We start from the raw sequence: 26,058 nt of genomic DNA on the forward strand, positions 1-26,058 counted from the left end.
TTGGTGCAGAGCAGATAGACGTCCTGCCGTTCCTTACGGCTTGTCCGCATGAGCGGGGCAAACCAGTGTCCGGTCCGCTACCGTGCTCAGCGACACATCGGTGATCGCAATCTGGCCACCCGAATGACTGGACCAGGCAAAGGGCCGGTCCACCTTGCTCATGTTGGCGCCGGCATCGCGGAAGCATTTCAACGGAATGCCCACACTCAACCACTGCCCTTTGGGCAACGCGGAGAGTTGCGATCCAACAGGCACCCATCCGCTGCAACCGGCACCACAGCCGATCCCGATGGTCGACGTATCACCAGGCGACACCGCATCGACCTTCAAGGTGGTCACCAGCATGACATCGCCATTGGTTTCTCGGTCTACATCGAGTGGCGCCGGTGCTACCAACTCGACGCTGGCGGCATGGGCGCCGGCTCCTGACCAACTCAAGCTCCGCGCGTCTTCCTGCGCCTTATAGTCGAGCGCGCCAACGTGCAGGCTTCCGTCGGCGGTAGCGGCTGGTGTGGCAGTGACATTCATCGCTACGCCATTCGCGCCAGTGAGACGCACCACAAAATCCTGTGCCGGCTTGCCGCGGGTGAAGTAGACGCCCGCCTGCGCACTGCTCAGTACGAGCCCCGGATCCTCAGGCAAGGTGCCGGTCTTCGTCTTATCGGCATAGGTCAGACCGAAGCCGTACGGAAACTGCGGATGCTCGCCCCGAGCGACAGCAGCGACGGGTACCTGCAGCGCACTACGCGGCCAGGCATAGGCCAGCTTGCCGTGGAAGTCGTTCGCGATACGGCCATCCCGGGTACGCAGCAGGACATCGGCGATGCCCTCCCCTTCGCTGCCCGGGAGCCACGCCACCACGAAGGCATCCGCGGCGTTGATCTCGCGATTCATCCACAGCGGCCGTCCGGTCAGGAATACCGCCACCACGGGCACACCCTGCCCGCGCAGTTTGCGAATCAGATCGAGGTCGTGATCGTTGCCGGGACGGTAGGCAAGGTTCGGCAGGTCTCCCTGGAACTCGGCATACGGGTCCTCGCCGAACACGACGATGGCGACGTCGGGCTTCTGCTTGGCGTCGCCTTCCACGGATAGTTCGGCGCTGCCGCCAGCTGCTTCCACCTGGGCCCGCAGACCCGCCCACACCGAGGTGGCGCCCGGGAAATTCGCATTGGTCAGACCCGTGCCCTGCCAGGTCAGCGTCCAGCCACCGTTCTGTTTGGAGATGTTGTCGGCGCCGTTACCGGCCACCAGGACATGCTTGCGTGGGTCGATCGGCAGCACGTCGCCGTTGTTTTTCAGCAGCACCAGGGACTCGCGTACGGCCCGACGCGCCACGGCGCGATGCGAAGGACTGCCGACCACGTCCGTCGCCTTGGCTGCGATCGGATTGGTCGACGGCAGTCCGGCCTCGAACATGCCGAGACGCATCTTCACCCGCAGGATGCGAGTCACCGCATCATCGACACGACTCATCGGGATCACGCCGGCCTTCACTTCGGCCAGCGTGTTCGTGTACACCCCTTTCCAGGAGTCGGGCGCTTCGAGCATGTCCAGCCCGGCGTTGTAAGCCGCGGCACAATCCTCGTTGCTGCAACCGGGCACTTGCCCGTGCGCGTTCCAGTCGCCCAGCACAATTCCATCGAAGCCCATGCGCTCTTTCAGCACACCGGTGATCAGGGCCTTGTTGCCGGCCATTTTGACCCCGTTCCAGCTGGAGAACGAGACCATCACCACCTGCACACCAGCCTTGATCGCGGGCGGATAGCCGGCGCCATGGATGTCGCGCAACGTCGCTTCGCTGATCTGGGCGTCGCCCTGATCCTTGCCGTCGTGGGTGCCACCATCGCCGAGGAAATGCTTGGCGGTCGCGATTACATGCCCCGCGTCGAGGAACTGCGGCGTTCCCGGCTTGCCTTCCAGGCCGCCGACCACCGCGGCGGCGTATTGCGCCACCAGTGCGGGGTTCTGCGAGTAGCCTTCGTACGAACGGCCCCAGCGCCCATCCTGCGGGACGGTGAGCGTGGGCGCGAACGTCCAGCTGATGCCACTGGCACGCAGTTCCTGTGCCGTGACCTCACCAATGTCGTGGATCAGCTGCGGGTCGCGCGTCGCACCCAGCCCGACGTTCTGCGGAAATAGCGTGCTGCCGACCAGGTTGTTGTGGCCGTGCACGGCGTCGATGCCGAACAGCACCGGGATCGCCAGGCCGCCATGCGAGGTGTCCATGGACGCGCGGTAGAACGCATCGGACAGCGCCTGCCATTGCGAGGCAACCGGGTATGGCTGCCCGGGCGGTTTGGAGTTGCCCCCGGCCAGGACCGAGCCCAATCGGTACTTGCGCACGTCGTCCGGCGTCACGTACTTGATGTCGGCCTGGATCATCTGGCCGACCTTGTCCTCCACCGACATCTTAGCCAGCAAAGCGCGGATTCGCGATTCGATCGCGGGGTCCGGCGGCAGCGGCGATGTGCCTTTGGGCCACTGCTCGGGGTGCACGAGGGTCGCATCGCCCGCCATGGCGGGAACGGTGACCAGCAAGGCGCTGGCCATCGACAGCGGCACGGAAATACGTCGCAAAAACAGGCTCGATCGCTGCAGCAATGGCACGTCAACGCTCCAGGCTGGCATACCGGCGGTACGCTTCCGGTCCGCATCGTGGCATGAATGACAGCGCTGTCAATTTGCGTTGCAACATGGCCCACGCCTGGCCCGGCGCAGCGAAAGGGTCTCAGGGTGCGATGGCGGTGGAGCCGCGTATCTGCAGGGAGAACGGAATCTGCACCAGTCGACCGGCGCCGTGACCGCGCAATTCGTTGAGCAGCTGCTCGGCGGCGATCTTCCCCATCTCTCGACTGGGCTGCTGGACCGTGGTGAGCGCCGGCCAGAGCTGGCGCGACAGCGGCGTATCGTCGAAGCCGCAGACCGAGAGGTCGTGCGGCACCTTCAGGCCATACTCGCCCGCCGCCCACATCACGCCGGTGGCCATGTCGTCATTGGCGGCGAACACCGCGGTCGGTCGCTCGGCCAGGGAAAACAGTTGCCGTGCCGCCTCCACGCCGGAGCCGAAGGTGAAAGCGCCCTGCACCACCAGGTCCGGATCTTCGTGCAAGCCCGCGGCAGCCATCGCCTCGCGATAGCCAGCGAGCCGCCAGCGACTGGCGCCATGATTGGCGATGCCGATCACGTGGGCGATCCGCCGATGGCCGAGCTCCAGCAGGTGCTCCACGATCGCACGCGCGGCCTGCTGCTCGTCCATCGTCACGCCCAGCGCCTTGCCACGCCGCAGCGGCGACACGCTGGCATAGGGGACCTCGCGCTCACGCAGGCGCTTAAGCAGCGGCGCATAGTCGGTAATCGGCGGCGTCAGTACGACACCGTCGGGATGGTGATCGGAGATCAGGGCATCGAAGCGACGGATGAAGTCGCGATCGCGCATACGCAGCGGCCGCACCATCATGCTGTAGCGATGCTCATCGCAGGCCTCGAGCACGCCGTCCTGGATCTCGGCCAGATAGGTCGAGGCCGGGTTGTCGTTGTTGTCGTACAGCATCGCTACCACGAACGAGCGATTTCCCGCCAGACTGCGTGCCGACGGATGCGGGCGATAATCCATTGCCTCCATGGCAGCTTGCACGCGTTGCCGCGTCGCATCGGTCACGTTGGCCTCGTCATTGAGCACACGCGACACTGTCTTGGGCGATACGCCCGCTGCGCGCGCCACATCTTCGAGACGTACCCGCATGGATTCTCCGCTGTGATCACACTGTCGAATGACTATGCCGCCAGAGCCCTCCGCTTACAAGGGCGACACAGAGCGCCGATGCTGCATCCGCAGCATGCAGGATGTGTCGGGTCATGACATAACTGTTGCTGGAGGAGGAACCATGACCGGGATCAACCACATTGCCTGCCACAAGGCCAGGCGTCGATGAGAGAGCGATCCACGCTGTCGTTCTGGCAGATATGGAACATGTGCTTCGGCTTTCTCGGTCTCCAGTTCGGCCTCGCGCTGCAGAATGCGAACGTCAGCCGGATATTCCAAACCCTGGGCGCGAACCTCAACGACATCCCTGCCCTCTGGATCGCCGCGCCGCTGACCGGCTTGATCGTGCAACCGATCGTCGGTCACTACTCCGACCGCACCTGGAACCGCCTCGGTCGACGCCGGCCCTATTTTCTGGCGGGCGCGGTATTCGCCTCACTGGCCCTTTTATGGATGCCGAACGTGCCGGCGTTGTGGATGGCTGCCGGCTTGTTGTGGATCCTGGATGCGTCGATCAACGTGTCGATGGAACCGTTTCGTGCCCTGGTTGGCGATCAACTGCCCACCCGGCAGCGACCCGCCGGCTATGCGATGCAGAGCTTTTTCATCGGCGCCGGTGCGGTGGTCGCCTCCATGCTGCCCTGGCTCCTGGCGCAGTTCGGCGTCGCCAACGTGGCGGCGGACGGAAGCATTCCCGATACGGTGAAGTACGCGTTCTACGGCGGCGGTGCGGTACTGCTGGGTGCCGTGGTCTGGACCATCCTGGCGACGCGTGAGTACACGCCGGCCCAGCTTCTTTCGTTCACCGACAACGTGCCTGAAAGGCCGCCGGTGGATGTGTCGCGCGCAGGGCGACCCGGCCTGGTTCTCTTGCTAGCGGGCGCCGTGGTACTGGTCGCGATCACGCATTTCGCGCTGGAAAGGGAGGTCTACCTGCTGGCCGGCGGCCTGATCGCATTTGGCCTTCTGTTTACCTGGCTTGGCCGCACCCGCAGTCACGGGATGCTGCGCGAGGTGATGGGTGACCTCTACGGCATGCCGGTCTCGATGCGGCGCCTGGCCGGGGTGCAGTTATTTTCCTGGTTCGCGCTGTTCGCGATGTGGATCTACACCACGGCGGGTGTGACGCAGACGATTTACGGTATCGCCGATACCGGTTCGTCCCTCTACAACGAGGGTGCGAACTGGGTCGGCGTGCTGTTCGGCGCCTATAACGGCTTTGGTGCCCTGGCCGCGGTGGTCATCCCTCTGATGGTCCGGCGCTGGGGCCTGCGCATCAGTCACGTGGTGAACCTGTGCCTGGGTGGCGCCGGCCTGCTGTCGTTCCTCTACATCCGCGATCCGCACTGGCTGCTCGCCTCGATGGTAGGTGTCGGCTTTGCCTGGGCGTCGATCCTGTCGCTGCCTTACGCGCTGCTCTCGGACACCCTGCCAACGGCGAAACTGGGCGTCTACATGGGCATCTTCAATTTCTTCATCGTGATTCCGCAGGTGCTCGCCGCCAGCGTTCTCGGGCTGTTGCTGCGACTGTGCTTTCACAACCAGCCGATCTGGGCGCTCGGCCTTGGCGGAGCGAGCCTCCTTATCGCGGCGCTGTGCACGCTATACGTGCCTGAGCCCGATGACCGGACGGCAAGAGGGTGATGCTTGTTTTGATCAGACAATCATGTGCATTACAAAAGGATTGCTTTGGAATCACTCAATACCCTTATTTGAAAACTAAGTTTTTACACGAGGTAGTGCCCCTTGTGGCCGTTGCGATCACATGACCCGCTTTCCTGACGTCGTTCGTGTAATAGGTCTGCACACCGTGCGCGCCAAGCAATTGGATTGTCGCCATATGAGGGTGTGAATCTGGATCGCGAGCGAATTTTCCGTTGTCGTGTGAGACCACCGCTATCTTCGGATCGACTGCAATGAGTGACTTCTTGTCGAGGTTGTGTCGGCTTCCGTGATGAGGAACCTTTAGGTAATCAGCTTGCAACAGATGACCTTGCCGGCTCATTCGATTGAACACTGACGTGTCTGCATCCCCAGTAAATAGAAAGCTCTTTCTACCATCGTACCGAAAGACAATACTGACTTGGTTCGCGGCAAGTTGAAGCGCAGCAGATATCGCGCGGTTCGTCTCCGGGTTACCAGTAGGATCGAAATCTTCTCGTGAAGGCACATCAACCTGGGGATCATCTATTGTGCGTTGGAGCATTTGGTCTAGGTAAACGAAAAATCCCTGAAAGAATTTGCGACGGTCGCGGTGTTGTGCAGTTGACGCACCGCGCGCCGAAAGATTTCCATCGCCCGCCACGGCAACACCAAGCGGCTCTGGCGTGTATCCCGTTACATCTTCAACCTCCAGCTCAAGACCTCGTGACCGGAGAGCCAGAACTGCGTCCTCCAGGTCTCTTGTGGAAAAACTCTCTACTCCCAAGCCGTCGAGAACACGAGCCGCTTTCTTGGGAGGGTTCATTACCAATGCGTGACTGCAGAGGCGATCACCCTCGGCCACTTCAATCCAGCGCGTAGCGCCTCTTGGTTGAAGCTTACCGGCCTTCCTAGCGGCTTTCCGTCGGAGGTAATCTTCAATGCGAAGAAGTTCCGGAAGGTATCGTGGAACGTATAGCCGCGAGACATTATGATTGGCGAGCACGTCATACAATCCGCCTATATGATCGCGATCTGCATGCGTTATCAGGACACGCATTGCTTTTGGTGGCACGCCAATCATCGAATGAACAGCCGCCTTTTGGAGGCCACAATCGATCAAAAGGGGCTCCTTGTCGAAACAGCATGAGGCGTCGCTCATGCCTGACAAGAGCATTGCGTCGCCTTGCTTCACGTTGTAAACGGTCAGCATTATCGTGGCCCTCTGAATAGGATCGGCCCGCGGTCGCAATGCAGGCGCTTCACGTAGCGCTCCGCAGAACGAAATGTCCATTCAGCGCGGCAAGTGCGTATGCTCGGCACGTGATAGTCATCCCTTATTGCCCCAATCCTCACTAAATCTTTCGCCACCACACTATATTCCGGCCCTTAGCTTATGTTTATCGGCACGATTTGAAAATGCTTGATCATTTTCTCTCGCCAGTCCTTCTGCGCGCCAGGCGGGTTTTGCTCAACATTGAACTTGATGAAAATCCGGCGATCTATCGTGGCCCAGTCGCTTATCCCAGGTAGAAGGCGATCTCGTCAGCTGCAGATAGAGGTTCTGCCGCCCTCCAACGCAATCATAGCGACGGAATATCGATATATCAGTCGACCGGCCAGACTGGTCGCGGACGGAGCCCCTGCTTCCATTTAGCAGCAAGCTCCGCCGGCCTCATGAACCAATCTTTCTGGAAGCTCGTGATGTCGGAGATCTTCTCGAAGAAAATCTTATCCTCGCTCAAGACAAACGCGGGGAGGACAAAGTACTGATAAAGATCGACGTCGATACCGTCATTGATTTTTCTTGGATTGGACGCGACGTACGGCTCCTTCTTCTGGACACTTCGGGCGACTTGACGAAGTCTGTAGCGGATCTCAAGATGCCGCCTCACACTCATGGGAGGAGTAACGTCCGACTCCGCATCCAGATCATCGCGGTAGAGCAAAGCGAGTTCATCCGCTTTCGTCGTCGGGTTGCAGCCCGCCAAATCTACACCGCTTGCTTCGATCTTCCGAGCGACCTGCTTTATCCACGCTGGCCAATCAGCTCTCTCCTCGTCCCTGATCTGCTCTAGTGGTGGCCCCATGCCGGGTACCGTCAAAGAAGGGTCGTTCAGCAGTCTCCACATTATCCGAGATAATTCCAGCGTCTCTTCCAAGGGGGGAGCCGACGATGCTCCAATAATTCCTTGCAGATCGACGCGGCTTGGCAGCGATCGCAGATTAGGATTCAGGAGTTTCCTGAGCGCGGTCATCATCCTCTTATGGTGAAGAAAGGAAAACTGCTTCCTGCGTGCTTGCAGGGTAAGTTCTCCCGTCGTCGTATCGGCCAAACTAAAGGAATAGCCGTTTCTGGACATGTCGCCGAGGACGGCAAGCCATTCAGGGCGGCTTTCCGAACCTAATGATCTTGCCACCATCGTGTCGAGAATGACCATAGTCGTATCTTCGGGAACGAGCTTACGTTGGGTCATCACTCATCTCTATCGTAAAAAAACCGGGAAAGCTCTTGTTCGTGACTGGTGAGCGCTCAATAGCTTGGCACCCTCAGATCGGAGCGAGGGCAACCAGGAAGCGAGAAATACCACCGCTCCCCCGTTAGAGCACTTCTCGAGGCGAACCTCGCCTGAAATCCAGTAGACGAACCGGTCGGCAAAATGACTTTCCGTAGGCACAGCTTCCTAATCGGATGATCGACTCGGCGCGTTGGTAACCTATATATCCCCGAATTAATCGCCCCACGATCGAACGATCGGCATCTCAGACCCGTACGGGCACTAGAGTTAGGAGGAGACCAACTCTGCGAGCTTGGCCGCGACATTACCCATCGTATCATCCGCCGTGCTCAGGCCACTTCGCGAGCCGAGCAGTGGACTGACGTCGCGTAGAGCTTCATATGTGGTGTTGTGCACAATAGGAACGAGTAAGTCGCGCGCTAGGAGTGCCGAAAGCTCTTTGTCGGCGATGCCTTCTCCTGCGAGGCGGCCGAGTAGCGCTGGGGTTACCAGCACGATGCCTACTCGCGACTTCGCTAGGCCTTTGTCGATTTCGCGGAGTAGCGTCGAGCCTAACGCGACATCCTTCTCACTGAACCAAACTGAGACGCCGCGCGACTCTAGCTGATCATGCAGCTCCTTTGCGGCGCCTTTTCGGTCATCCCACGCGTGGCAAAGAAAGACATCCCGAAGATCGGGTAGGTGCACTCGCTTCTCAATGTTGTCTCGAACCGGCGTGAGCGTCCGTACCTCAGCAGGTGTGTACACAACTGAGGATCCAGCTCGCGACCAGCGCGGCCTTCCGCTTCCGCCTGAGCCGCTCCCCACCGTGCTGCTGCCATTAGTCCGACCGCTGCCAGTACTCCCCGACGATGAGTAGGGCGAGGGATTCGACGGAAACGAATACCCCGATGACCTGTAGCCGCCATAGCGACTGCTGCATGCGGGACACTCAGCTGCCGCACTCGCTGTTCGATGGCCCCTCACCGGTGCCGTGCATCTACTCATGTGGTCCCCCTGTTTATGATCACTCTTTCACAAAAGGGCTAAGTCGTCTCTGCAATCCGTGCGAATTTTCGGCAAGATATTCAGCTACCCGGGCTTGCGCATTCACGATGAGACCTTGGCTCCTCCGTAAAAGAGGATCAGCCTGCTCATAGCCGGTGTGTGCACGTTGTGCGTACCTAAGCCCGAATTCGGGGCTTAGGCGCTTATGCAACGCGTGTATATGGGCAAACGGTCAGAGCGCGATGCCCTGCATCCCTGAAGCGCCGGCAAACACGGGGGTCTGGCCGACCTGCAACAGGCGGCCATCGCCCAGGATCAGGAAGGTGTCGATGTTGCCACCCAGCGAGTTCCCTACATAGAGGAACAGGCCATCGGCCGACGCCTTGAGATCGGTCGGCGCGGCGCCGGCTTCCAGCTTGCCGACCACGCCACCATCGAGCAAGGTCAACGAGCCATCGTTACCGACGCGGTAACCACTGATGTTGCCCTTACCTGCGTTGGCCGTGAACGCAAAGCGTCCCGATACCGTTAGCCAGCACGCGGCAGCCTGGCCATTGGCGATATCGCTGGAGATGGGTGTCAGTGCACCGTTACGCGCGACCGCGTACGAACTCGCCGCTGAACCTGCCGCTTGCGACGTGACCAGGTGGCCGCGAGCGTCGAAGTCAAAGCCAAACGGTTGCGGATCGTTGGAAGGCGTGATCGCAGGATCCTTGCCGAGGCTGCCATTGCGACCCACGGCAAACAACTCGAACCAGCCCTTGGCGGAGGCGTCCTTGACGGATACGGCGAGCCAGGCGCCGTCCGGCGAGAACTGAAGCTGCGCCGGTGTCATGCCGACGTTTGGCTGGTTCCCTACAAGCGGCGCGTCGGTGCCGAGCAGGCGTGTTTCCGCGGGCAACGCGACAAGCTGGCCACTCGGAAGGATCTGAAACGCCGTCACGTTGGACGTACCCGCACTGTTGAGCACGTAAAGGCGATTGCCGCGCTGCGCCACGCTGACGGGGAACGTCCCGCCGGTCGGCTGGATGTCGATCAGGCGAAGGCGACTGCCTTCGATCGCGAACACCGACACCTGGTTGGAGCCTGCGTTGGTGACAAACAGCAGCCGTCCGTCGTCGCTCTTGATGAGCGCATTCTGCGACCCGAGCGGATCCGGCGGCGGCGCCGTGGTGCCCACACCGACGCCCTTGCCCTGGGTTGAAACCACAGCGAGCTTTTCCAGGCCGCCGAAGAAATTGCGACGCAGCACCGCAACGCTGTTGTTCTGGATGTCATTGGACATGACATAGACGTAAGGGGAATCGAATCCGCGCAGGTTGAGCGAACGATCCTGGGCGTGGACGGCGCCAGTCGTCGCCAGTACGCCGGCGATACCAACGGCAAGTTTTTGCGAGATCTTCATGGGCAGTTCTCCGAAGGAGCCGGACGGCTCTAAGCTCCTTCGCTCGCTACGTCCTGCCGGTTACACGTCGCACGTCAAAAATGTGGCCTGGCTCACAGAGCGTGGTCATCATCGTTGGCCCGCAAGGCGATACGCCTTAAAGAAACCGTCACACCCAAACGGCGACCAGGACACTACTATCGTCCGGGTCACTCGGACGCAAGGAAACAGGCACATGGCGAAGCTGGCACACGGGTTATGGGTCGCAGCGCTGCTGGCAAGCGCCGCTCATGCGCAGACCAATGCAGGCGATCAGAAGCCCGATCCCGACCTCCCCTTCAACGTCACCAAGGTCGCCAGCCTCGATCTGCCCTGGCGCATCGCCTTCCTGCCCGATGGCCGCATGCTGGTGACCGAGAAAGTCGGCCGCCTTCAGCTGGTGAGCCCGCAAGGCGCCAAGACCGAGATCAAGGGCGTGCCGGCCAGCTATTTCGAAGGTCAGAACGGCATGTTGGGCGTCTTCCTCTCGCCCCATTACGCCAAAGACCACAACGTGTACCTCACCTATGTCGCGCCCGGTGACTACGGCGGTGGCCTGGCCATGGGGCGAGGTCAACTCGTGCTCGATGGCAATCAGGCGCGACTGGATAACTTCCAGGTGCTGTGGCGCCAGATGCCCACGGGCAAGGGCGGCCAGGCCGGCGCCCAGATCGCATTTGCGCCGGACGGCAAGTCCCTCTTCCTGAGCGTGGGCGATCGCCAGCGCTTCACGCCTGCGCAGGATCCCAATCAGCCGGTGGGCAAGATCCTTCACCTGACGCTCGATGGCAAACCTGCACCGGGCAATCCCTGGGCAGGCAAGGTCGGTACGCCCACCATTCCGCTGATCGACCCAGCGACCGATACGGAGGCGGCCAAGACGGCCCCGGTGGTCAGCACCTATACGTTCCCCGGTCCCAACCTCACGCCGAGCGAAACCTGGAGCGTCGGCCACCGCACGCCGTATGGCCTCGCTTTCGGTCCTGACGGTCGCCTGTGGGAGCTCGAGCACGGCCCGAAAGGCGGCGACGAGCTGAACCTGATCCAGCGCGGCAAGAACTACGGCTGGCCCCTGGTTTCGTATGGCATGAACTACAACGGCGTCCCCATCGCCTCCCCCGATACGCGGCCCGATCTCGTCAAGCCCGTGATCTATTGGGTGCCGGTGATCGCGCCGGGCAATCTCATGTTCTACAAGGGCAGCATGTTCCCGCAGTGGAATGGCAGCGCCTTGATCAGCGGACTCGTCACCATGGGCATCATTCGGGTGACTTTCGACGGCAAGGGCGGCGCTACCGACGTCCAGCGCTGGAGCCTCGGCAAACGCATCCGCGATATCGAAGAGGCGCCGGATGGCTCGCTGTGGGTGCTGGAAGATGCGCAGCCCGGTGGGTTGTACCGTCTGACGCCGAAGTAAGCAGGACGACGGGGAGCTTGGGCCATCACCAGTTCCAGCGAAGGCCCAACTTCCCGTCCCAGGCATCGAAGCTACGACCGAAACCACGCTGATACCCGAGGTTGGCGTAGATCGATGTCCCGGCGTTGAGTTGCCAGGTCGTACCGCCGTTGAGCTGCCACCAGGATCCGTGCATGTTTGCCTTGAATGGCACGTAGCCGTCGGCCGAGGAGAATTCAGTCACCGGCCTTCCCTTGAACTCGCGCCAGAGATTCAGGCGAAGCCATCCGGTGAACAAGCGACGTATGCCCTCCGCCGTCGGCTCGAGGGTCCAGGTATTGGCCCAACGAAAGCCAAGGCGGGCGGCCAGTGAATTCGCGTCGCGGTAACGGATCGTCGCTGCGCCGTCCCGGCTTTCGCCATCGTTGATCGCCTGATAGATGACCTGTGCCTGCGGTTCGAAAACCTGTGTGTCCTTATGGAACGGGTAGCCGCCTTCCAGGGACGCTGCCCAGCCGAAGCCACGATGTTCGAGATCGAACGAGTCGAGGGAACGGGAGGTCGCCTTCATCCAGCTGCCTTGCCAGACCGCATCGAGGTACTCGCCTTCATCCCAGTAGTGCGTCCAGTAGAGGCCTAGCGAGGGACCCTTTACTTCGTCGCGACCGGCCTTGGTGTCGTCGTAGTGCGTCACGTCGCTGGTAATGCGTCCGTATCCCATATAGAGCCCGGCGTGATCGCGCTGGGTCTTGTCGTGCTCTTCCGCGTAGACGTCAAGGCCGAGCTGGATCGCGCGAATGTCGTAGTCGTAATGGGGACCGCCGCCGTAAATGCCGCGCCGGTCACCGTCGACATCACCGGACTCGCCGATCACGCGTACCCAGGAACCATTGAACGTATCGTCCTTACGGAGATCGCCCCGATCGCGCAGCTGCTCTTCTTCGCCCACACGTTCGTGAAGATTACCCAGCGTGGCCCAGCCATAGCGCAGCGCTAAGGCAGGCAGCGCCGTGTAAAGCGAGACTTCGGCACGGTAATTCGGGACAGGTGTCGGCGCCGGTGCGGGCGGGACGGGTGACGGCGGCCCCGGAGGCGTCGGTGGCGTCGGTCCAGGAGGTGCTGGACACGGAGGTGAAGGCCCGCCAGGGCAATCGACGGTCGAACGCAGATACCACGCCTCGCCGTTGCTCCCGTCGTGGCTGCCCCGCACGAGGGAATACGTATACGGGCCTGCGGCGACCGTCCCTGCGAGAGTGAACGCGGCAGGCGCCGTCGTTCCGGCGTTGACGGCATCGACCACGAGGATGCCGTTGGCCCGCGTCAGCGCGCCTGCACCGCCGACATTGGTGATCGCCAGTCGGGACTGTCCCGTGGCCGAGCCGCCATCGATCACGAGTTTGTCCGAAGGTGCGCCGTCGCCTGCGACGACCGTGTTCAGCCCGAGAAGGCTTTGCCCCTCGCCCACGTAATTGACGACCGTGAGCGTCTTGAATACGCCATTGACGGGGGCGGAGAAAATGATCCGACTCGGATCGTTCACCAGGTTCGTGAGGTTCGAATCGCCCGTGAGATTCCATAGCGTGTTATCGCGCAGCGTGACATTGGAAACGCTACCGGCTTCCGTCAGCGCCGCTCCCGTCAGCGTGGCGCCGCTTGCCTGCACGTTAGCCAGACCGGGTGTAGCGACAGGCGCCCCTACGTTCGGAAAGGACACCGGGGGTAATGGCGCACCGGGATCATCCAGATCGAACGACGGCATGGTCAGTGGTGGCTCGGACGCACTCGAACTCAGCAACGGGAAGTCCGCGATCGTGCCGACATGCAGCCACAATCCGCTCCCCGATACGCTCGTACCGGTGAGGGAGACATCGGCGGGCCCGGCGATGCCGATCGTCGCACCGCTGACATTGGTCAGCGTGCTGTCGGTGAACGTTGCCGTGGAGAGGCCTGTCGCGTCGCCCACGGCGAACAAGGCCGACGATAGAGAGCCCGTTGGCCTTACGGTCGCCCTGGTCCCGGCAATGCGTCCACCGAGCTCCGCGACCGCACCATGGGATTGCATCCCCACGGGAGCGAGGACGGTGTCGGTGAGCGTGACCGAACTGGGATGGCTACGGGCCAGCGCGCCGTGCGCAGCCAGTCCCTCGGTGGCTACGGTCGTGTGATCGGCGACAACGGTACCTGCGGAAAGCGCCCGGAGGCCGACCGCATCGTCGCCATGCGTCGTCATCGACGTACCAGACAGCGTCACGGTGGCCGGCGCGTCGAGAAAATGCTGTTGCGCCTGGGCGCCGTAAGCCCGCACACCCGAGGTCTCGATGGTGAGTTGCGTGCCGGTCATCGCGGCGACGAACTGGCTCCCGGCCTGCTCGACCGTGGCATAGAGGCCGAGCGCATTGTCGCCGCGCGTCTCGATGTGATTGCCGGTGAGGAACATGCTGCCACCATCGTCGGAAACGCCTCCCATGCCCCCGTTACCCGTCGTCAGGATCGTCGTACCGTTGCTGGTCAGGCTGCCGCCGGGATTTCGCGCCGTCAGTGCGTGCGGATAACTCCCTACGCGCGAACCCGTGCCGGCGTTTCCCGTGGTCGTCACCGAGCCTCCCGTCAGCGTGATCGTTCCACCGAGATCCGCGAGGACGCCCATGGCGTTCTCATTGCCCGTGGTCAGTACGGCAACGCCCGACGCCATGACCGTCGACGTGCCGACCACGATGCCAGAGGCATTCACCCCCTGCGTCGAGATCGAACCGTTCGTCAGGTTTGCTGTTGCGCCTGCCAGTGTGCGAAGCCCGTAAGCCGTGGCGTTCGTCGCTGAGATCGTCGTATCCAACAGGGTGAGGCTGGAGCCACTCCCGCCCACTTCGACCGCCATCGCCGAGAGCTGGTCCGCAAGCACATTGCCGCGGGCGACGTCGACCACGGCGCCGTCGAACACTGCGATGCCGCGCGATCGTGTCCCGCTGACCGTCATCGTCGCATCGGACAGATGAGCCACCGCACCGGTCCCGCGTGCATCGAGGCCGTTGTTGCGCGAGGCATTGGTCGTCACCGTGCCGCCCGGACCGTCGAAAGTCAGCGTGCTGCCGCTTCTCACCAACAGGCCTGCGGCAGGGTTCGTATCCGTCGCACCTGCCCCATTCGCAAAGACCACGCTGCTGGTCAGTTCGATGTTGCCACCGCCTTCGGCCAGTGCACCGTCGCTCCGCAGACCCGAGGTCGTGATCTGGACACCCGAGCCTTTGATCAAACTACCCTGCCCTGTGGATTGCAGACCGTGACTGCCCAGCGGCGCATTGAGTACGGTCTGGCCTGATGCCTGGACCAACGTACCGCCGCTCAAGGTCACCTGTCCGCCGGCTTGTGCAAGAACGCCGGACGAATTGGTCGAGGTGGTTGTAATGCTGCCACCCGCGAACGTGATGACGCCGCCGTTGATGGCATTCAATCCCATGTTGCCGCCCACGGCGCCGGCGCCGCGTGTCGTCACCGTCGTCGACTGCAACGCCACGCGACCGCCATCGGCCAGGACGCCGATATTGCCTGCCGAGTTGCCCGTGGCAGGGCCCACGAGGATGGATGCACTGGTTCCGGTGATTTCGCTTCCTGTGCCTAAGGCGTAAAGGCCAACCTGGCCCGCTGCGTTGGCACCTGTGCCTGTCGTCGTGAGCGAGCCTCCATTGAAACTGATCGCCCCGCCGGCCTCGGCGCGAAGGCCTCTCGCGTTGAGCACGGCGCCAAGCTGCACCATGACGTTGTCAGCGGTGATGCGGCCACCCGCATTCAAGGCATAGAGGGCATTTTGCGTCGGGGTAACCAGTGTGACGGTCGATCCCGATGTCACCGTGCACGCCGTGCCGTTAACCGAGACGGGACCAGGAGCACAGGTTTGCCCGCGTGCGACATTCGCGAGGTGGCCCAGCACCAGAATGGCGACCCATAAGTGGCAACGTGTCTGCCGGCCCAGGACGACATCTCCTTACGCGATCGATGTACGCATTAGACAACCCGTGCACGCGCGCAGACACCGAATAAACACGCAAGGCAAAAGACGTACTTTTACCGGCAGATATTCGGCCAGCTTCTCCATCAGCCCGATCCTCGCATTGCGTGCCGCGACGCAACATGGCAAGGTAGTAGCCCTCACATTCGTCTGTGCCTGTGTGCGCACGCGGCACAGGAAAATCCCATGTCCCCTTCCACCCTCTCCGTCCGCCAGAACCTCCTGGCGGGCTGACTACCGCCTTCGCGCTGGTCCCTGAAGCCATGGCTTTCGCCCTGGTCGCGCATCTCAACCCCCTGATGGGTCTCTACGGCGCAGCGATCATCGCGGCGCTGACGGCTGCCTTTGGCGGCCGTCCAGGCATGATTTCCGGCGCGGCCGGCTCGATGGCGGTAGTGATCGTGGCCCTGGTGGTACAGCACGGCGCCGAGTATTTCCTGCTCACCGTGCTGCTCAGTGGCCTGATCCAGTTCCTCTTCGGCGTGCTACGGCTGGGAAAGCTGGTGCCGATGATTCCGCATCCGGTGATGCTGGGCTTCGTGAATGGTCTGGCGATCGTGATCGCCAGTTCGCAGCTGGAACATCTGCACGCGCCGGGCGGCGGTTGGCTCGCCGGCAACGCGCTCTATCTGATGCTCGGCCTGGCACTCGTAGCGATGCTGGTGGTCTACGTGCTGCCCCGGCTTACCCGCGTCGTGCCCTCGGCGTTGGCATCGATCGTCATCGTCAGCCTGATCGTGCAGCTGTTCGGCGTGCACACCCGCGCCGTCGGCGATATCGCTTCCATCAAGGGCGGCCTGCCCTTCCTGCACTGGCCGCAGGTGCCGTGGACGCTGGATACGCTGAAAATCGTGTTTCCGTATGCGCTGGTGATGGCCATGGTCGGCCTGCTGGAAACCCTGCTTACGCTCAACCTGGTCGATGAAATCACCGCCACCGAAGGCCAGCCCAATCGCGAGTGCATGGCGCTGGGCGCTGCTAACGTCGTGTCAGGGCTATTCGGTGGCATGGGTGGCTGCGCCATGATCGGCCAGACCATGATCAACCTCACCTCAGGCGGGCGCACACGCCTGTCCGGCATCACGGCCGGCGTGCTGGTGATGTGTTTCGTGCTGTTCCTTTCGCCGTTGATCGAGCGTATTCCATTGGCCGCACTGCTCGGCGTCATGCTCGTAGTGGCGCAGAAGACCTTTGCCTGGGGAAGCGTGCCGTTGCTGCGCCGGCTGCCACTGACCGATGCCTTGACCATTGTCGCCGTCACGGTCATCACCGTCTTCGCCAATCTTGCTACTGCCGTTCTGTGTGGTGTTCTGATTTCCGCCATCGCCTTTTCCTGGAAGCACGCCGATCACCTCAGCGTGAATCGTGAGGATCTTCCCAACGGCGGTCGCCGCTATCGTCTGCAGGGCACGCTGTACTTCGCAGCCACGGCGCGACTGCAGGCGATGTTCGACGTAGATGCCGATCCGGCTCATGTCGAGCTGGACTGCTCCGGGGCGCACCTGGACGATCATTCGGCCGTCGAGGCGATCGAAGCGCTGCGGCGCCGTTATGCGCAACAAGGCAAGCAATTGCAGGTCACGCACTTGAATGATGCGTGCGAGGCCTTGCTCACTCGCGTCGGCGGCGCCGAGGCGCATTGATGAAAAAGCTTCATGAGAGCAATCGTCGGCATCGTGTCTTCGGCATGACGGCCGCGGTTACAGTGTCCGGGTGATCATCCGGTCCTTTCCGGATGATGCATCCAGGAAACTCAAATGAACGAAGCCATCGAAAGCCCTCTCACGAAAGATCAGCGAGCCATCGTCGCCATCAGCGCGTCCACGGCGATCAGCGATCTCGACGCTCTCCGTAGCGCGCTGGACAACGGTCTTTCCCATGGACTGACCATCAGCACCTGCCGTGAAGTGTTGGTGCAACTCTATGCATATGCCGGATTCCCCCGTAGCCTCAATGCGCTGGGCGAACTGATCAAGGTGCTGGAGACCCGCAAAGCCGCGGGCCACGATGATGCCGAGGGCGACGCGCCAGGTCCGCCGCCTTCCGATTACGACGCACTCCGCGTAGGCACGGCGAATCAGACCAAACTGATCGGCGCGCCTGCGAAAGGCGCCGTATTCGACTTCGCACCGGCCGCCGATCGATACGTCAAGGCACACGTGTTCGGCGATATCTTTTCCCGGGACAACCTGGACTGGATCAGCAGGGAAATCGCGACGATCGGCGCGCTCGCCTCGCCGAAGGGACTCGAGGCCCAGTTGCTGGCGCATGTACGGATCAGCCGGAACATAGGGATGACGCAGGCGCAGTTGGAGCAACTGCCGACCGTGCTCGAGGACCAGGGCTACTCTGACGCGAGCGAGCGGCTTCTGACGGCCATCGAAGCGACCAGGACCTGATGCGAAGCAACGGGACACGTGCCGCCGAATAGGCAGAGTGACTGTTTCACGTCCTGAGCGAGCGAAATAGTGCGGACAGCCCGAGTGCCAGTGCCAACGCACCGCCTGCATACGGCATCCAGCCGAAACCGATCAAGCCCCACGTTGAGCTGCCAATCGGGAACAAGCGAGAATCTTGTCCGCGAATGGCGGCAGGCAGGAGTACTCCGATGCCGCTCAGGAATAACCCGCCGAGAAAAAACTGGATTCGGGCCATCCCGCGGATTCGCTCCGCGTAGCTCGGCAGCGTCGGTGCCCAGAATGCAAGCATGAAGAACACAAAAAACATCGGGTAAAGAAGTATGCAGAACGAGAAGTAGACTTGCGCGATGTGCGGGAAACTCGACTCGGATGAAAGTCGCCCAGATACACCAAACAGGTCAACGACATTCAGGATAGAGGCGCGCGTGCTCTCGGATAGAGAGCCGTCGTCGATCAGGATTGAAAGGAGCGCAGCCACCACGTACGTGATGGCAATGGCTGCGATCAGCCACTTCTTGGTCTTAGGCATGAATCCGGTCCGGGATCACTTCAGGTACTTTTCGATGGCGCCCACGACCTGCTTACCCTGCAGGCTCGAACCCTCCGGCTTGAAGTGAACGTCATCCATGTAGAAACCCGGATGGCGCACCATCAGCCCGTACTGGTCATCCACGGCAATGGACTCATGGGTCATGACTTGCAACGCCTCGGCATTCCTTGCCTCGATGCGCTCGTTTGAGGGGCCAGGTGTACTGGCCTTCTTCACGGGAGTCGTCGATGCCCAAATGAGATGCGCGCCAACGGCAATCTGTCGCAGCGTCGCGACATAACCCGGGAACGACGCCGCGTACTCCTTCTCGCTATAAGCCCAGCCATGCATCCCGTTATTGAAATGAACGACGTTGAAGGTCACGCCCTCCAAGGCAGCGAAGTCTTTCAACTGCCGATCCAGGCGTGGATCGCCAAGACTGGTCGACGCAGCGAATAGGTACACATTTGCCCTGCCCTTGAGCTCTTGCTGTACTTCCGGGAAGTAGTTGCGAGTGATCGAATCACCGACCAGCAGAACGTTTGGCAGCTTCTGATCGACCTGGTCGGGTCGGACCTCCCAGGTCCATTCGGTCACTTCGGGTCGGGACGCCGACTGCGCCTGGACGCAGGCCGATACGCACAAAAGCGCAGACAGACCGATCGCTACCCACAACATGTCATGACGACGGATCATGCCTTCTCAGCCTCCCTTGGCCCGCACGCTCTTGATGTACTCGAGCTCGGCGAGGGACTTCGGTTCACCCGGGATCAACGCGACGCACGCGCTGTAGGCTGCCTGGGCTTCGTCGTAGCGCTTGAGTTCAACGAGATCATAGCCCTGCCCGCGAAGCGCCTTGCAGCGGTACTCGGTCTTGGCTGCATCTGTCCATCCGTCCATGGTATCGAGCATGGCGTTGACGCCTTCAAAGAGTGCCAGCGACTCACTGAAGCGCTTTTGCATCTGATACACGTAAGCGAGTTCCGATGCATACTGGGCATCACGCGGCGACAGGGCCAGTGCTTTCTTCAGCTCAGCTTCCGCTTCCGGATAGCGATTCATCTCGCTATAGCCGTAGCCACGCGCCCAATAGGCCATGGACCAGGCGGGTCCGACGTCAACGGCATTGCCGCTGCCTTTGAATGCATGGTTGGACGCGGTCGTCGCCAGATACAGCAATCCCTGGACGGGTCCGCGTGCCGAGAACACAACATCGGAGCTGTTGCCGTACTGCTTCTCGTAACGGTTGACGACATCGGTCAGGGGACCATCGATGGCCCGCTGGATTTTCCCTGCACGGATATCGAGGACGGCGTCGGCCACTTCCTTCACATCGGCCTGCGATGGCGGCGTATCACTGGCGACGGTGAGCTTGTGCGTCGCCTCTGCCACGTCTGTCGCGTCAATCGGCTGCACCGCAACCGTTCCCATCGCAAACACCAGGCATACGGTTACCGCATGCCGCCATTCCTTGACCATGACCATCGTGGCGCTCCTGTCCTGTGGTGGACGAAGCTTGCCACAGCGGGACCCTGGCTGGAATCCTCCTGCTAGAGGATGCCGAGTTAGAAGCGACGACGCCCCGTGGCTTCGAGACGCCGTCGTGTCACACGGATCGATCGTGAATCACTTCCGGACGGCACCTAGAGCGGCATCCATGCACTGCCCCTTCTTCGTCAGCACAGGATTGCACCGCACCGTCACGCCACCCGGAAAGCCCACCGAGTACCCATGCTCCGACGGCTCTCCGGCTGGGTAGTCGGTGCTGATGAGCTGCGCGCCGCTGCTCAACACCACATCGCGGCGCGAGCCGTCGTTCTTCAGCCCCTGCCCCTGGGCCGGATCGTCGGTGCGCGCACGCACGATATAACCACGGCGCACCAGCGCATTGATCTCGTCGGCCGAGCATTCGTTGCACTCGGTAAACGCGGCATCGTCCGCCCCGGGCGTCGCATTGGTGAAGATCAGGCGGCCGCGTAACGACGGATGGCCGTCGCTGTAGACGCTTTCCATCTTGCGTTGATCGAGCAAAAAGACGACCTTTCCGCTTGCCTTGTCCATCGTCGGCCAGCCGCCCTCACGCACGGCTTCGTCCAGGCTGGCGTGCCTGCCGCGTACATCGTCGGGGACGACCATCTCGTTACGCGGGAAGACCGAGGCGATCTCTGCGTCAAGGGCGTCGAACACGGCGGGCGTGAACAGCTCCGGCGTTGCCGTGGGGATCTTCGCCTTCAATGGTTCCTGCTTGGTCTCGATCAGCACGAACAACGGCGTATGTCCCGGATGGGCCTTCGACCAGGCGCGCAGTTCGGCCAGGCATGCGGTGAACGGCTGGCAGGTGCTGCGCTGGTCGACACCCTGGATGTGCATGACCTTGAAGCCCGGCTTTTCCCAGGTACCCGGCGCCGCCGTCGGCGGATCAGCCGGGAGACCGTTGAGGGCGATCATGTGATCGATCGCGGGATCGAGGTACAGGCCGCCCTTGGCGTCCGAGAACACATCCAGTTCGACCTGGCGCACGCCGTCGTCGAGCTGGCGGGTCAAGGACGGATGGCTGTAATCGATGGCGAAGAACTCCTTGGGCGCTTCTTTCTGCATCACCCGGCGGGCGCTGGGGGCGAAACCGGCGTGATAGCTGTTATGCGTGCCGATGACCTGGATCTGGTTGATACGGATGTCGCTCGTCGCAGCGAACAGCGAGGCGGAGGCGACCAGGGAGACGGCTGCGGCAATCGGCAGCACATACGTACGAAGAGCAAGCATGGATATCCTCGGAGTCGATCAGCGGCTATGGCGCGGGCAAAGGGAGAAGTCGGCGTCGGACATCGACGGCGGCGGCGAGTTCGTCGCCCAGCGGGACGGCGACGGCCCCATCACCAGATCCAGCGTGCCGCCCCTGGCGATCTGGCTATGGCGGAACCACGCGGCGTCCAGCGGCATGCCGTTCAATGTCGCCGACTGTACATAGCGGTTCTTCCCATCCGGCGTGAAGTTCTCCGCGCGCACGGTAAAGGTCTTGCCGGCACCCAGATCGATCGTCGATTCGCGGAACGACGGCGTGCCGATCAGGTAGACGTCCTGGCCGGGATTCGGATAGAAACCCATCGACTGGAAGGCGTACCAGCTGGACATCGCGCCGGAATCGTCGTTGCCCGGAATGCCGGCGCGATCCGCGCCGAACGCCCGATGCAGGAAGGTCGTGATGCGATCGGCGGCCAGGTCGGGACGGCCTGCCCAGAGGTAAAGGTCCGGAATCAGGAAGCCTGGCTCGTTGGTGACATCGAAATGCAGGTTGTCGAAGACCGTATCCAGTCGCTTCACGAAGGCCTCGTTACCGCCCGACATCGCGATCAGCTTACGCACGTCCTGTGGTGCATAAAGCGAATAGGTCCACAGGTCGCCTTCGTAGTAGAAATCCGGCCAGGTGCCGCGACGGACCAGGTATTGCGGCGCCCAGCTACCGTCTTCGTTGCGTGGGCGGAGAAAGCCGGTGACGCCCTCCTGTTCGCTCGTCGTGTCCCACAGGTTCGCCCAGTTGCCGGCATGCGCGCGGTACAGCTTCGCCTCGTCCTGGTAACCCAGGCCGCAGGCCACTTCGGCGATGGTAAAGTCGTCGTAGGCGTATTCGACCGTACGTGAGCCTGCACGCTCGGTCGGCTGGGCCACGTAGCCCAGACGGTTATACGTCTCCAGTCCGCCGCGTCCCTCCTTGCGTGCGTCGGCCGGTGCCACCGTGGCGTCCTTCACCATCGCCTTGAACGCGGTGGCGTAGTCGATGCCAGTAAGCCCCTTCACGTACGCATCGGCCACCAGTACGTTGGCATTACTGCCACCCTGGGTGCGACCGTTGTCGTTGCCGACACGGGCATCGGGCATGTAACCGGCGTGGCGGTAGGTGTCCACCAGCGATCGCACGATATCGCGTTGCACGTCCGGTGCGATCAGGGTCAATAGCGGCCCCTGACTGCGGAACGTGTCCCATATCGCCTGGAAATCGTCGTAATACGGTTCGGCCGACGTCCACTTCGGATTCTCACCCGTGTGATCGGAGGGCATCATCATCGTGTGATACAGCGCCGTGTAGAAGGTACGGCGGTGGGTTTCGTCCGCACCGGCGATCTCGATACGGCCAAGTGCCTTGTTCCATGCGGCAACGGCCGCCTGGTGTACGTCGTCGAAGTTCCAGCCGTGCGACTCTTCCGTGGCATTGCGATGGGCCTGTGCTTCGCTCACGAAGGAGATGCCGACCTTGGCCTGGATCGCCTGCCCTGCCTTCACCTGGTAATCGAACGATGCGCCGAGCGGCATCGCGCTGGTGGCGTGCACCGACGCGGCGTTACTCACGGCCTTGTCGAGCCATGTACGCGTCGATGCCGCCGGCGTATCGACGATCATGTCCACGAAGACGTCATAGGGACCGCCTTCGTTCCAGCCGCCGGCATAGTGCCCCACGCCGACGATCTCAGTCGGTGAGACCACGCGCAGGTCGCCACCGAGAAACTGCTGGGATTCTTCGCCGGTGTCTTTGTAGAGCAGATCGAGGTCCAGCGTCACATGGCCATCGCCATCCTTGGCGAAGGTATAACGGTGCATGCCCATGCGCCGGGTGGCGGTGAGTTCCGCCTTCACCTGATAGCGCGTGAGGTCCACGGCGTAGTAACCCGGACTGGCCACTTCGTTGGCGCGTGGCGAATGGAAGGTGCCCGGCTCGAGATCGCCGGTGGTCGCGATGACGCGGGCGTTCTCGTACTTGCCGGAGCCTCCACTCAGGTGGAGATGCGAGAACCCGCGAATGTCGCCTGTGCTCTGGAAGCCTTTCCGATAGCCGTAATCGCGTACGTCGGGGCCGACCTTCACCATACCGAAGGGCATGGTGGCACCGACGAAGACCTCGCCGAACCAGTCCGAGCCGATGAATGGATCGACGTCGGCGGCGTGGTCGGTGGCTAGGGCGGCGGGAGTCGCCAGGACGAGGGAAGCAACGGCGACCGCGAGGGTGCGCCGCGCCAGGGAATAAAGGGTATGCATCGATGGACTTTCCTGTTCAACCTGACGATCAGAACGTATAGGTGGCTTGCACGGTGTAGTTGCGACCAGCGAGGTAGTAGAAGGTGGGATCCTTCGCCAGGCCGTTGCCCTGGATTGCCGTGCGGTGGTCGAACAGGTTATTGGTCGACAATTGCAGTCTCAGGTCAGGGGTGAAGCGATAGCCGATATTGAAGTTGGTGTAGTTGTACCTGGGCAGCTTGGTGTTCGGGTTGTACGTGGCACCGCTGGTCTCGCCCACACCGGTGAAACGCGTGCCCACGTACTTGACCAGGAACGAGCCGTACAGCGGACCCTGGTCGTAGATGAAGCCGACATCGGCCGTCGACATGGGCGAGTTGGAGATCTGCAGGTGCGTGGTCTTGGAGTACGCGCTGTTGACGCTGCCGTTCGCCGTGACGCTGAAGCCGGTATCGCCCAGGATATGCGTCAGCTCACCTTCCACGCCCTTGTAGACCACGCCGCCCTGATTCACGAACACACTGATCAACGAGCCACCCGGGCCGATCGGCTCGTCGATGCTGCTGACGAGGTTGCCGAAGTCGATGTAGTAAACGTCGATGTCCGCCACGGTGGTCGGGGTCTTCCAGACCAGCCCGGCCTGGTAGTTCGTGGTGGTCTGGGGATCGATATGGCCGGCCGGCCCCTGGATCACGTTGACCTTGGGTGCCTGGAAGCCCTTGGCGACCTGCGCATACACGGCGATGTTCGACGAGAACCGGTAGTTGGCCGCCACGGAGGTGAGCGTGGTCGCGAAGTGGCCATCGCCACCGACGGGCAGGAAGTTGGAGACGCCGTCCAGCGTGCGGTCGAACACGATCTGCTTCACACCCGGGACGATGCTGAGGTTCTCCGTGGGGTGCCAGTTGATCTCGACGTAGCTCTGCGTGGTATTCGTGTGCTGGCTGGTATCGATGATGTTGGCGTTCGGTTCGCCCTTGAGGACGCGCGGTGTCATCGTCGAAAGATCCACGGTGACCTGGTCCTGCACCTGATAGGTGCGCTCGGCCCAGATACCGGCCTTCAGGGTGCTCTCGAGCCAGCCGCTGCCGAGGTCCTTCTCGGCCGTGAGGAAATCACCTGCCGCGCGGTAACGGCTGTGGTTGATCGCGCCCGGGACACCCCCGTTGGGCAACAGCGCGATGTTCGGTGTGTTGCCGAGCAGGTCGACGCCACCCGGGCCGCTGTCGCGCAGGCCATAGGTATAGAACTTGTTGTCGACGCGCCAGTCGCCGTAGTCGCCATGGAGCTGGAGGTATTCGAAGTCCGCATGACGATCGTCGATGTTGTAGTTGGCAAAGCCCTGCGACGTCGGATCGTTATTCAGGCCGCCGAACTCCAGGCCGAGGATGTCGGTACGCTTCTTCGGCTGGGCGGTGAACGTGTTCCACTTCACCTTGTTGTAATCGGCGACGAGGGTCAGCGTCGTGTTCTCGCCGAGCGGCTGCTTCACCTTGAACAGCACGTTGTCCTGGCGGAAGCCCGCATCGTCGATCAGGCCATTGGACTCGGTGTGGCTGTAGTTGACCGAAGCCTCGGTGCCGATCTTGTTCATCGCGCCGGTGTTGCCGGAACCGGCCACCTGCCAGGTGGCACCGCTGCCGTACATCGCAGAAACTTCACCGGAAGGCTTGTCGGTCGTCGGCGCCGAGTACAGGGCCACGGTGCCGCCAAAGGTCGCATTACCGAGGTTGCTCGCCGTACCCGGACCACGGTCGACCACCACCTTGTCCAGCGACGGCCCGGGAAAGAAGGCGGTGGTGGCGTGACCGAACGCGCCCGGATCGCCGAACGGAATACCGTCGAACGTGACGTCGTATTCGCCGTCCTGGAAGCCGCGAATGGTGCCGCTCTTGCTCGAAAGACCTGCGCCGTTCGGCGACGCGTTCACCGCGGAGGGCGTGAGCTCAAGCAGCGCGAGGTAGTCCGCCTTCGGTGTGGCGATCGTCTGGATGAAGTTGCGGCTGAGGACCGACTGCGGCTCGATCTCGAACAGGTTGCCCTGCGTGGGTGCGAGGGCCGCCGCACTGCCGGGCGGCGCCAGGTTCGGGTCGTCGATGCCCGCGGTGACGGCGACGCCCTGGAGGTTCGTCGTTTGCTTCGTGATATCCGCTTCCGTGGTTTCCGCGGCGGCGCTGATAGCGGCCGCGAGCGCAGCCAGACCAAATCCAAAACGTACGGCGTGATGCATTGCGCTGAAACTCCTGCGTAAATCGGCCGCGCGGTTACCCGCCACGGCCAGCTCTGTCGAGCCCGAGGGGATGTGGGAATACCTGGGAGGTGGGGGGTTGGGGAAAACAGTAGTTAAAGCTACTGTGTGCACATGAC

Annotated in this window: 17 protein-coding genes; 4 read left to right on the forward strand and 13 right to left on the reverse strand. The window is 62.1% G+C overall.

Annotated elements, in window-relative coordinates; translation table 11 throughout:
* Positions 1-33: 33 nt before the first annotated feature.
* Together BJI69_RS18245 and BJI69_RS18250 are read right to left on the reverse strand one after the other, a co-directional pair.
* The gene (locus tag BJI69_RS18245; protein ID WP_078023521.1) at positions 34-2,553 is read right to left on the reverse strand and encodes a glycoside hydrolase family 3 protein; all 2,520 of its coding nucleotides are present in this window, start codon (positions 2,551-2,553) and stop codon (positions 34-36) included.
* 178 nt (positions 2,554-2,731) lie between these two features.
* Entirely contained in the window at positions 2,732-3,745 is a 1,014-nt protein-coding gene (locus BJI69_RS18250; RefSeq protein WP_046967680.1) for a LacI family DNA-binding transcriptional regulator, read from the reverse strand.
* Between the two features lie 186 nt (positions 3,746-3,931).
* On the opposite strand from BJI69_RS18250, the gene BJI69_RS18255 reads away from it, so the two are divergent.
* Positions 3,932-5,410, forward strand: a complete 1,479-nt coding sequence (locus BJI69_RS18255) for an MFS transporter (RefSeq protein ID WP_046967679.1) — start codon at positions 3,932-3,934, stop codon at positions 5,408-5,410.
* Between the two features lie 64 nt (positions 5,411-5,474).
* On the opposite strand, the gene BJI69_RS18260 is transcribed toward BJI69_RS18255, so the two are convergent.
* The 4 genes from BJI69_RS18260 to BJI69_RS18275 all read right to left on the reverse strand — a co-directional run bounded on the left by BJI69_RS18260 (position 5,475) and on the right by BJI69_RS18275 (position 10,318).
* Positions 5,475-6,620, reverse strand: a complete 1,146-nt coding sequence (locus tag BJI69_RS18260) for a ComEC/Rec2 family competence protein (protein WP_071925032.1) — start codon at positions 6,618-6,620, stop codon at positions 5,475-5,477.
* Between the two features lie 394 nt (positions 6,621-7,014).
* Entirely contained in the window at positions 7,015-7,884 is an 870-nt protein-coding gene (locus BJI69_RS18265; protein WP_052767180.1) for a hypothetical protein, read from the reverse strand.
* Positions 7,885-8,193: 309 nt separating this feature from the next.
* Positions 8,194-8,913, reverse strand: a complete 720-nt coding sequence (locus tag BJI69_RS18270; protein ID WP_046967678.1) for a toll/interleukin-1 receptor domain-containing protein — start codon at positions 8,911-8,913, stop codon at positions 8,194-8,196.
* A gap of 232 nt (positions 8,914-9,145) precedes the next feature.
* Positions 9,146-10,318 (reverse strand): lactonase family protein, encoded by a 1,173-nt coding sequence (locus BJI69_RS18275; protein ID WP_052767179.1) that lies wholly within the window; start codon positions 10,316-10,318, stop codon positions 9,146-9,148.
* Positions 10,319-10,532: 214 nt separating this feature from the next.
* Here BJI69_RS18275 and BJI69_RS18280 point away from each other — a divergent pair, with 214 nt between their 5' ends.
* Positions 10,533-11,753, forward strand: a complete 1,221-nt coding sequence (locus tag BJI69_RS18280; RefSeq protein WP_046967677.1) for a PQQ-dependent sugar dehydrogenase — start codon at positions 10,533-10,535, stop codon at positions 11,751-11,753.
* Between the two features lie 25 nt (positions 11,754-11,778).
* Here the strand turns inward: BJI69_RS18280 and BJI69_RS18285 are convergent, their stop codons facing one another.
* Entirely contained in the window at positions 11,779-15,576 is a 3,798-nt protein-coding gene (locus BJI69_RS18285) for an autotransporter outer membrane beta-barrel domain-containing protein (protein WP_046967676.1), read from the reverse strand.
* A 422-nt stretch (positions 15,577-15,998) separates the two neighbouring features.
* Between BJI69_RS18285 and BJI69_RS18290 the strand changes: the two genes are divergently transcribed.
* Together BJI69_RS18290 and BJI69_RS18295 are read left to right on the forward strand one after the other, a co-directional pair.
* Positions 15,999-17,378, forward strand: coding sequence for a SulP family inorganic anion transporter (locus tag BJI69_RS18290; RefSeq protein ID WP_078023314.1), 1,380 nt, complete (start codon positions 15,999-16,001; stop codon positions 17,376-17,378).
* 114 nt (positions 17,379-17,492) lie between these two features.
* Positions 17,493-18,134 carry a carboxymuconolactone decarboxylase family protein gene (locus BJI69_RS18295; RefSeq protein WP_046967675.1) on the forward strand — a complete coding sequence of 214 codons (642 nt, stop codon included), beginning with the start codon at positions 17,493-17,495 and terminating at the stop codon, positions 18,132-18,134.
* Positions 18,135-18,180: 46 nt separating this feature from the next.
* Here BJI69_RS18295 and BJI69_RS18300 read toward each other — a convergent pair whose 3' ends face one another.
* The 6 genes from BJI69_RS18300 to BJI69_RS18325 all read right to left on the reverse strand — a co-directional run bounded on the left by BJI69_RS18300 (position 18,181) and on the right by BJI69_RS18325 (position 25,921).
* Positions 18,181-18,684: a hypothetical protein gene (locus BJI69_RS18300; protein WP_046967674.1), complete on the reverse strand. Its 504-nt coding sequence runs from the start codon at positions 18,682-18,684 to the stop codon at positions 18,181-18,183.
* A gap of 15 nt (positions 18,685-18,699) precedes the next feature.
* Positions 18,700-19,380 carry an SGNH/GDSL hydrolase family protein gene (locus BJI69_RS18305; protein WP_046967673.1) on the reverse strand — a complete coding sequence of 227 codons (681 nt, stop codon included), beginning with the start codon at positions 19,378-19,380 and terminating at the stop codon, positions 18,700-18,702.
* 6 nt (positions 19,381-19,386) lie between these two features.
* Positions 19,387-20,169: a tetratricopeptide repeat protein gene (locus tag BJI69_RS18310; protein WP_046967672.1), complete on the reverse strand. Its 783-nt coding sequence runs from the start codon at positions 20,167-20,169 to the stop codon at positions 19,387-19,389.
* A gap of 141 nt (positions 20,170-20,310) precedes the next feature.
* Positions 20,311-21,447 (reverse strand): phosphatidylinositol-specific phospholipase C1-like protein, encoded by a 1,137-nt coding sequence (locus BJI69_RS18315; RefSeq protein ID WP_125903112.1) that lies wholly within the window; start codon positions 21,445-21,447, stop codon positions 20,311-20,313.
* A gap of 18 nt (positions 21,448-21,465) precedes the next feature.
* Entirely contained in the window at positions 21,466-23,712 is a 2,247-nt protein-coding gene (locus BJI69_RS18320; protein ID WP_046967671.1) for a GH92 family glycosyl hydrolase, read from the reverse strand.
* Positions 23,713-23,740: 28 nt separating this feature from the next.
* Entirely contained in the window at positions 23,741-25,921 is a 2,181-nt protein-coding gene (locus BJI69_RS18325; RefSeq protein WP_046967670.1) for a TonB-dependent receptor, read from the reverse strand.
* Between the last annotated feature and the right edge of the window lie 137 nt (positions 25,922-26,058).

It is taken from the genome of Luteibacter rhizovicinus DSM 16549 (assembly GCF_001887595.1).
Lineage (GTDB): Bacteria > Pseudomonadota > Gammaproteobacteria > Xanthomonadales > Rhodanobacteraceae > Luteibacter > Luteibacter rhizovicinus.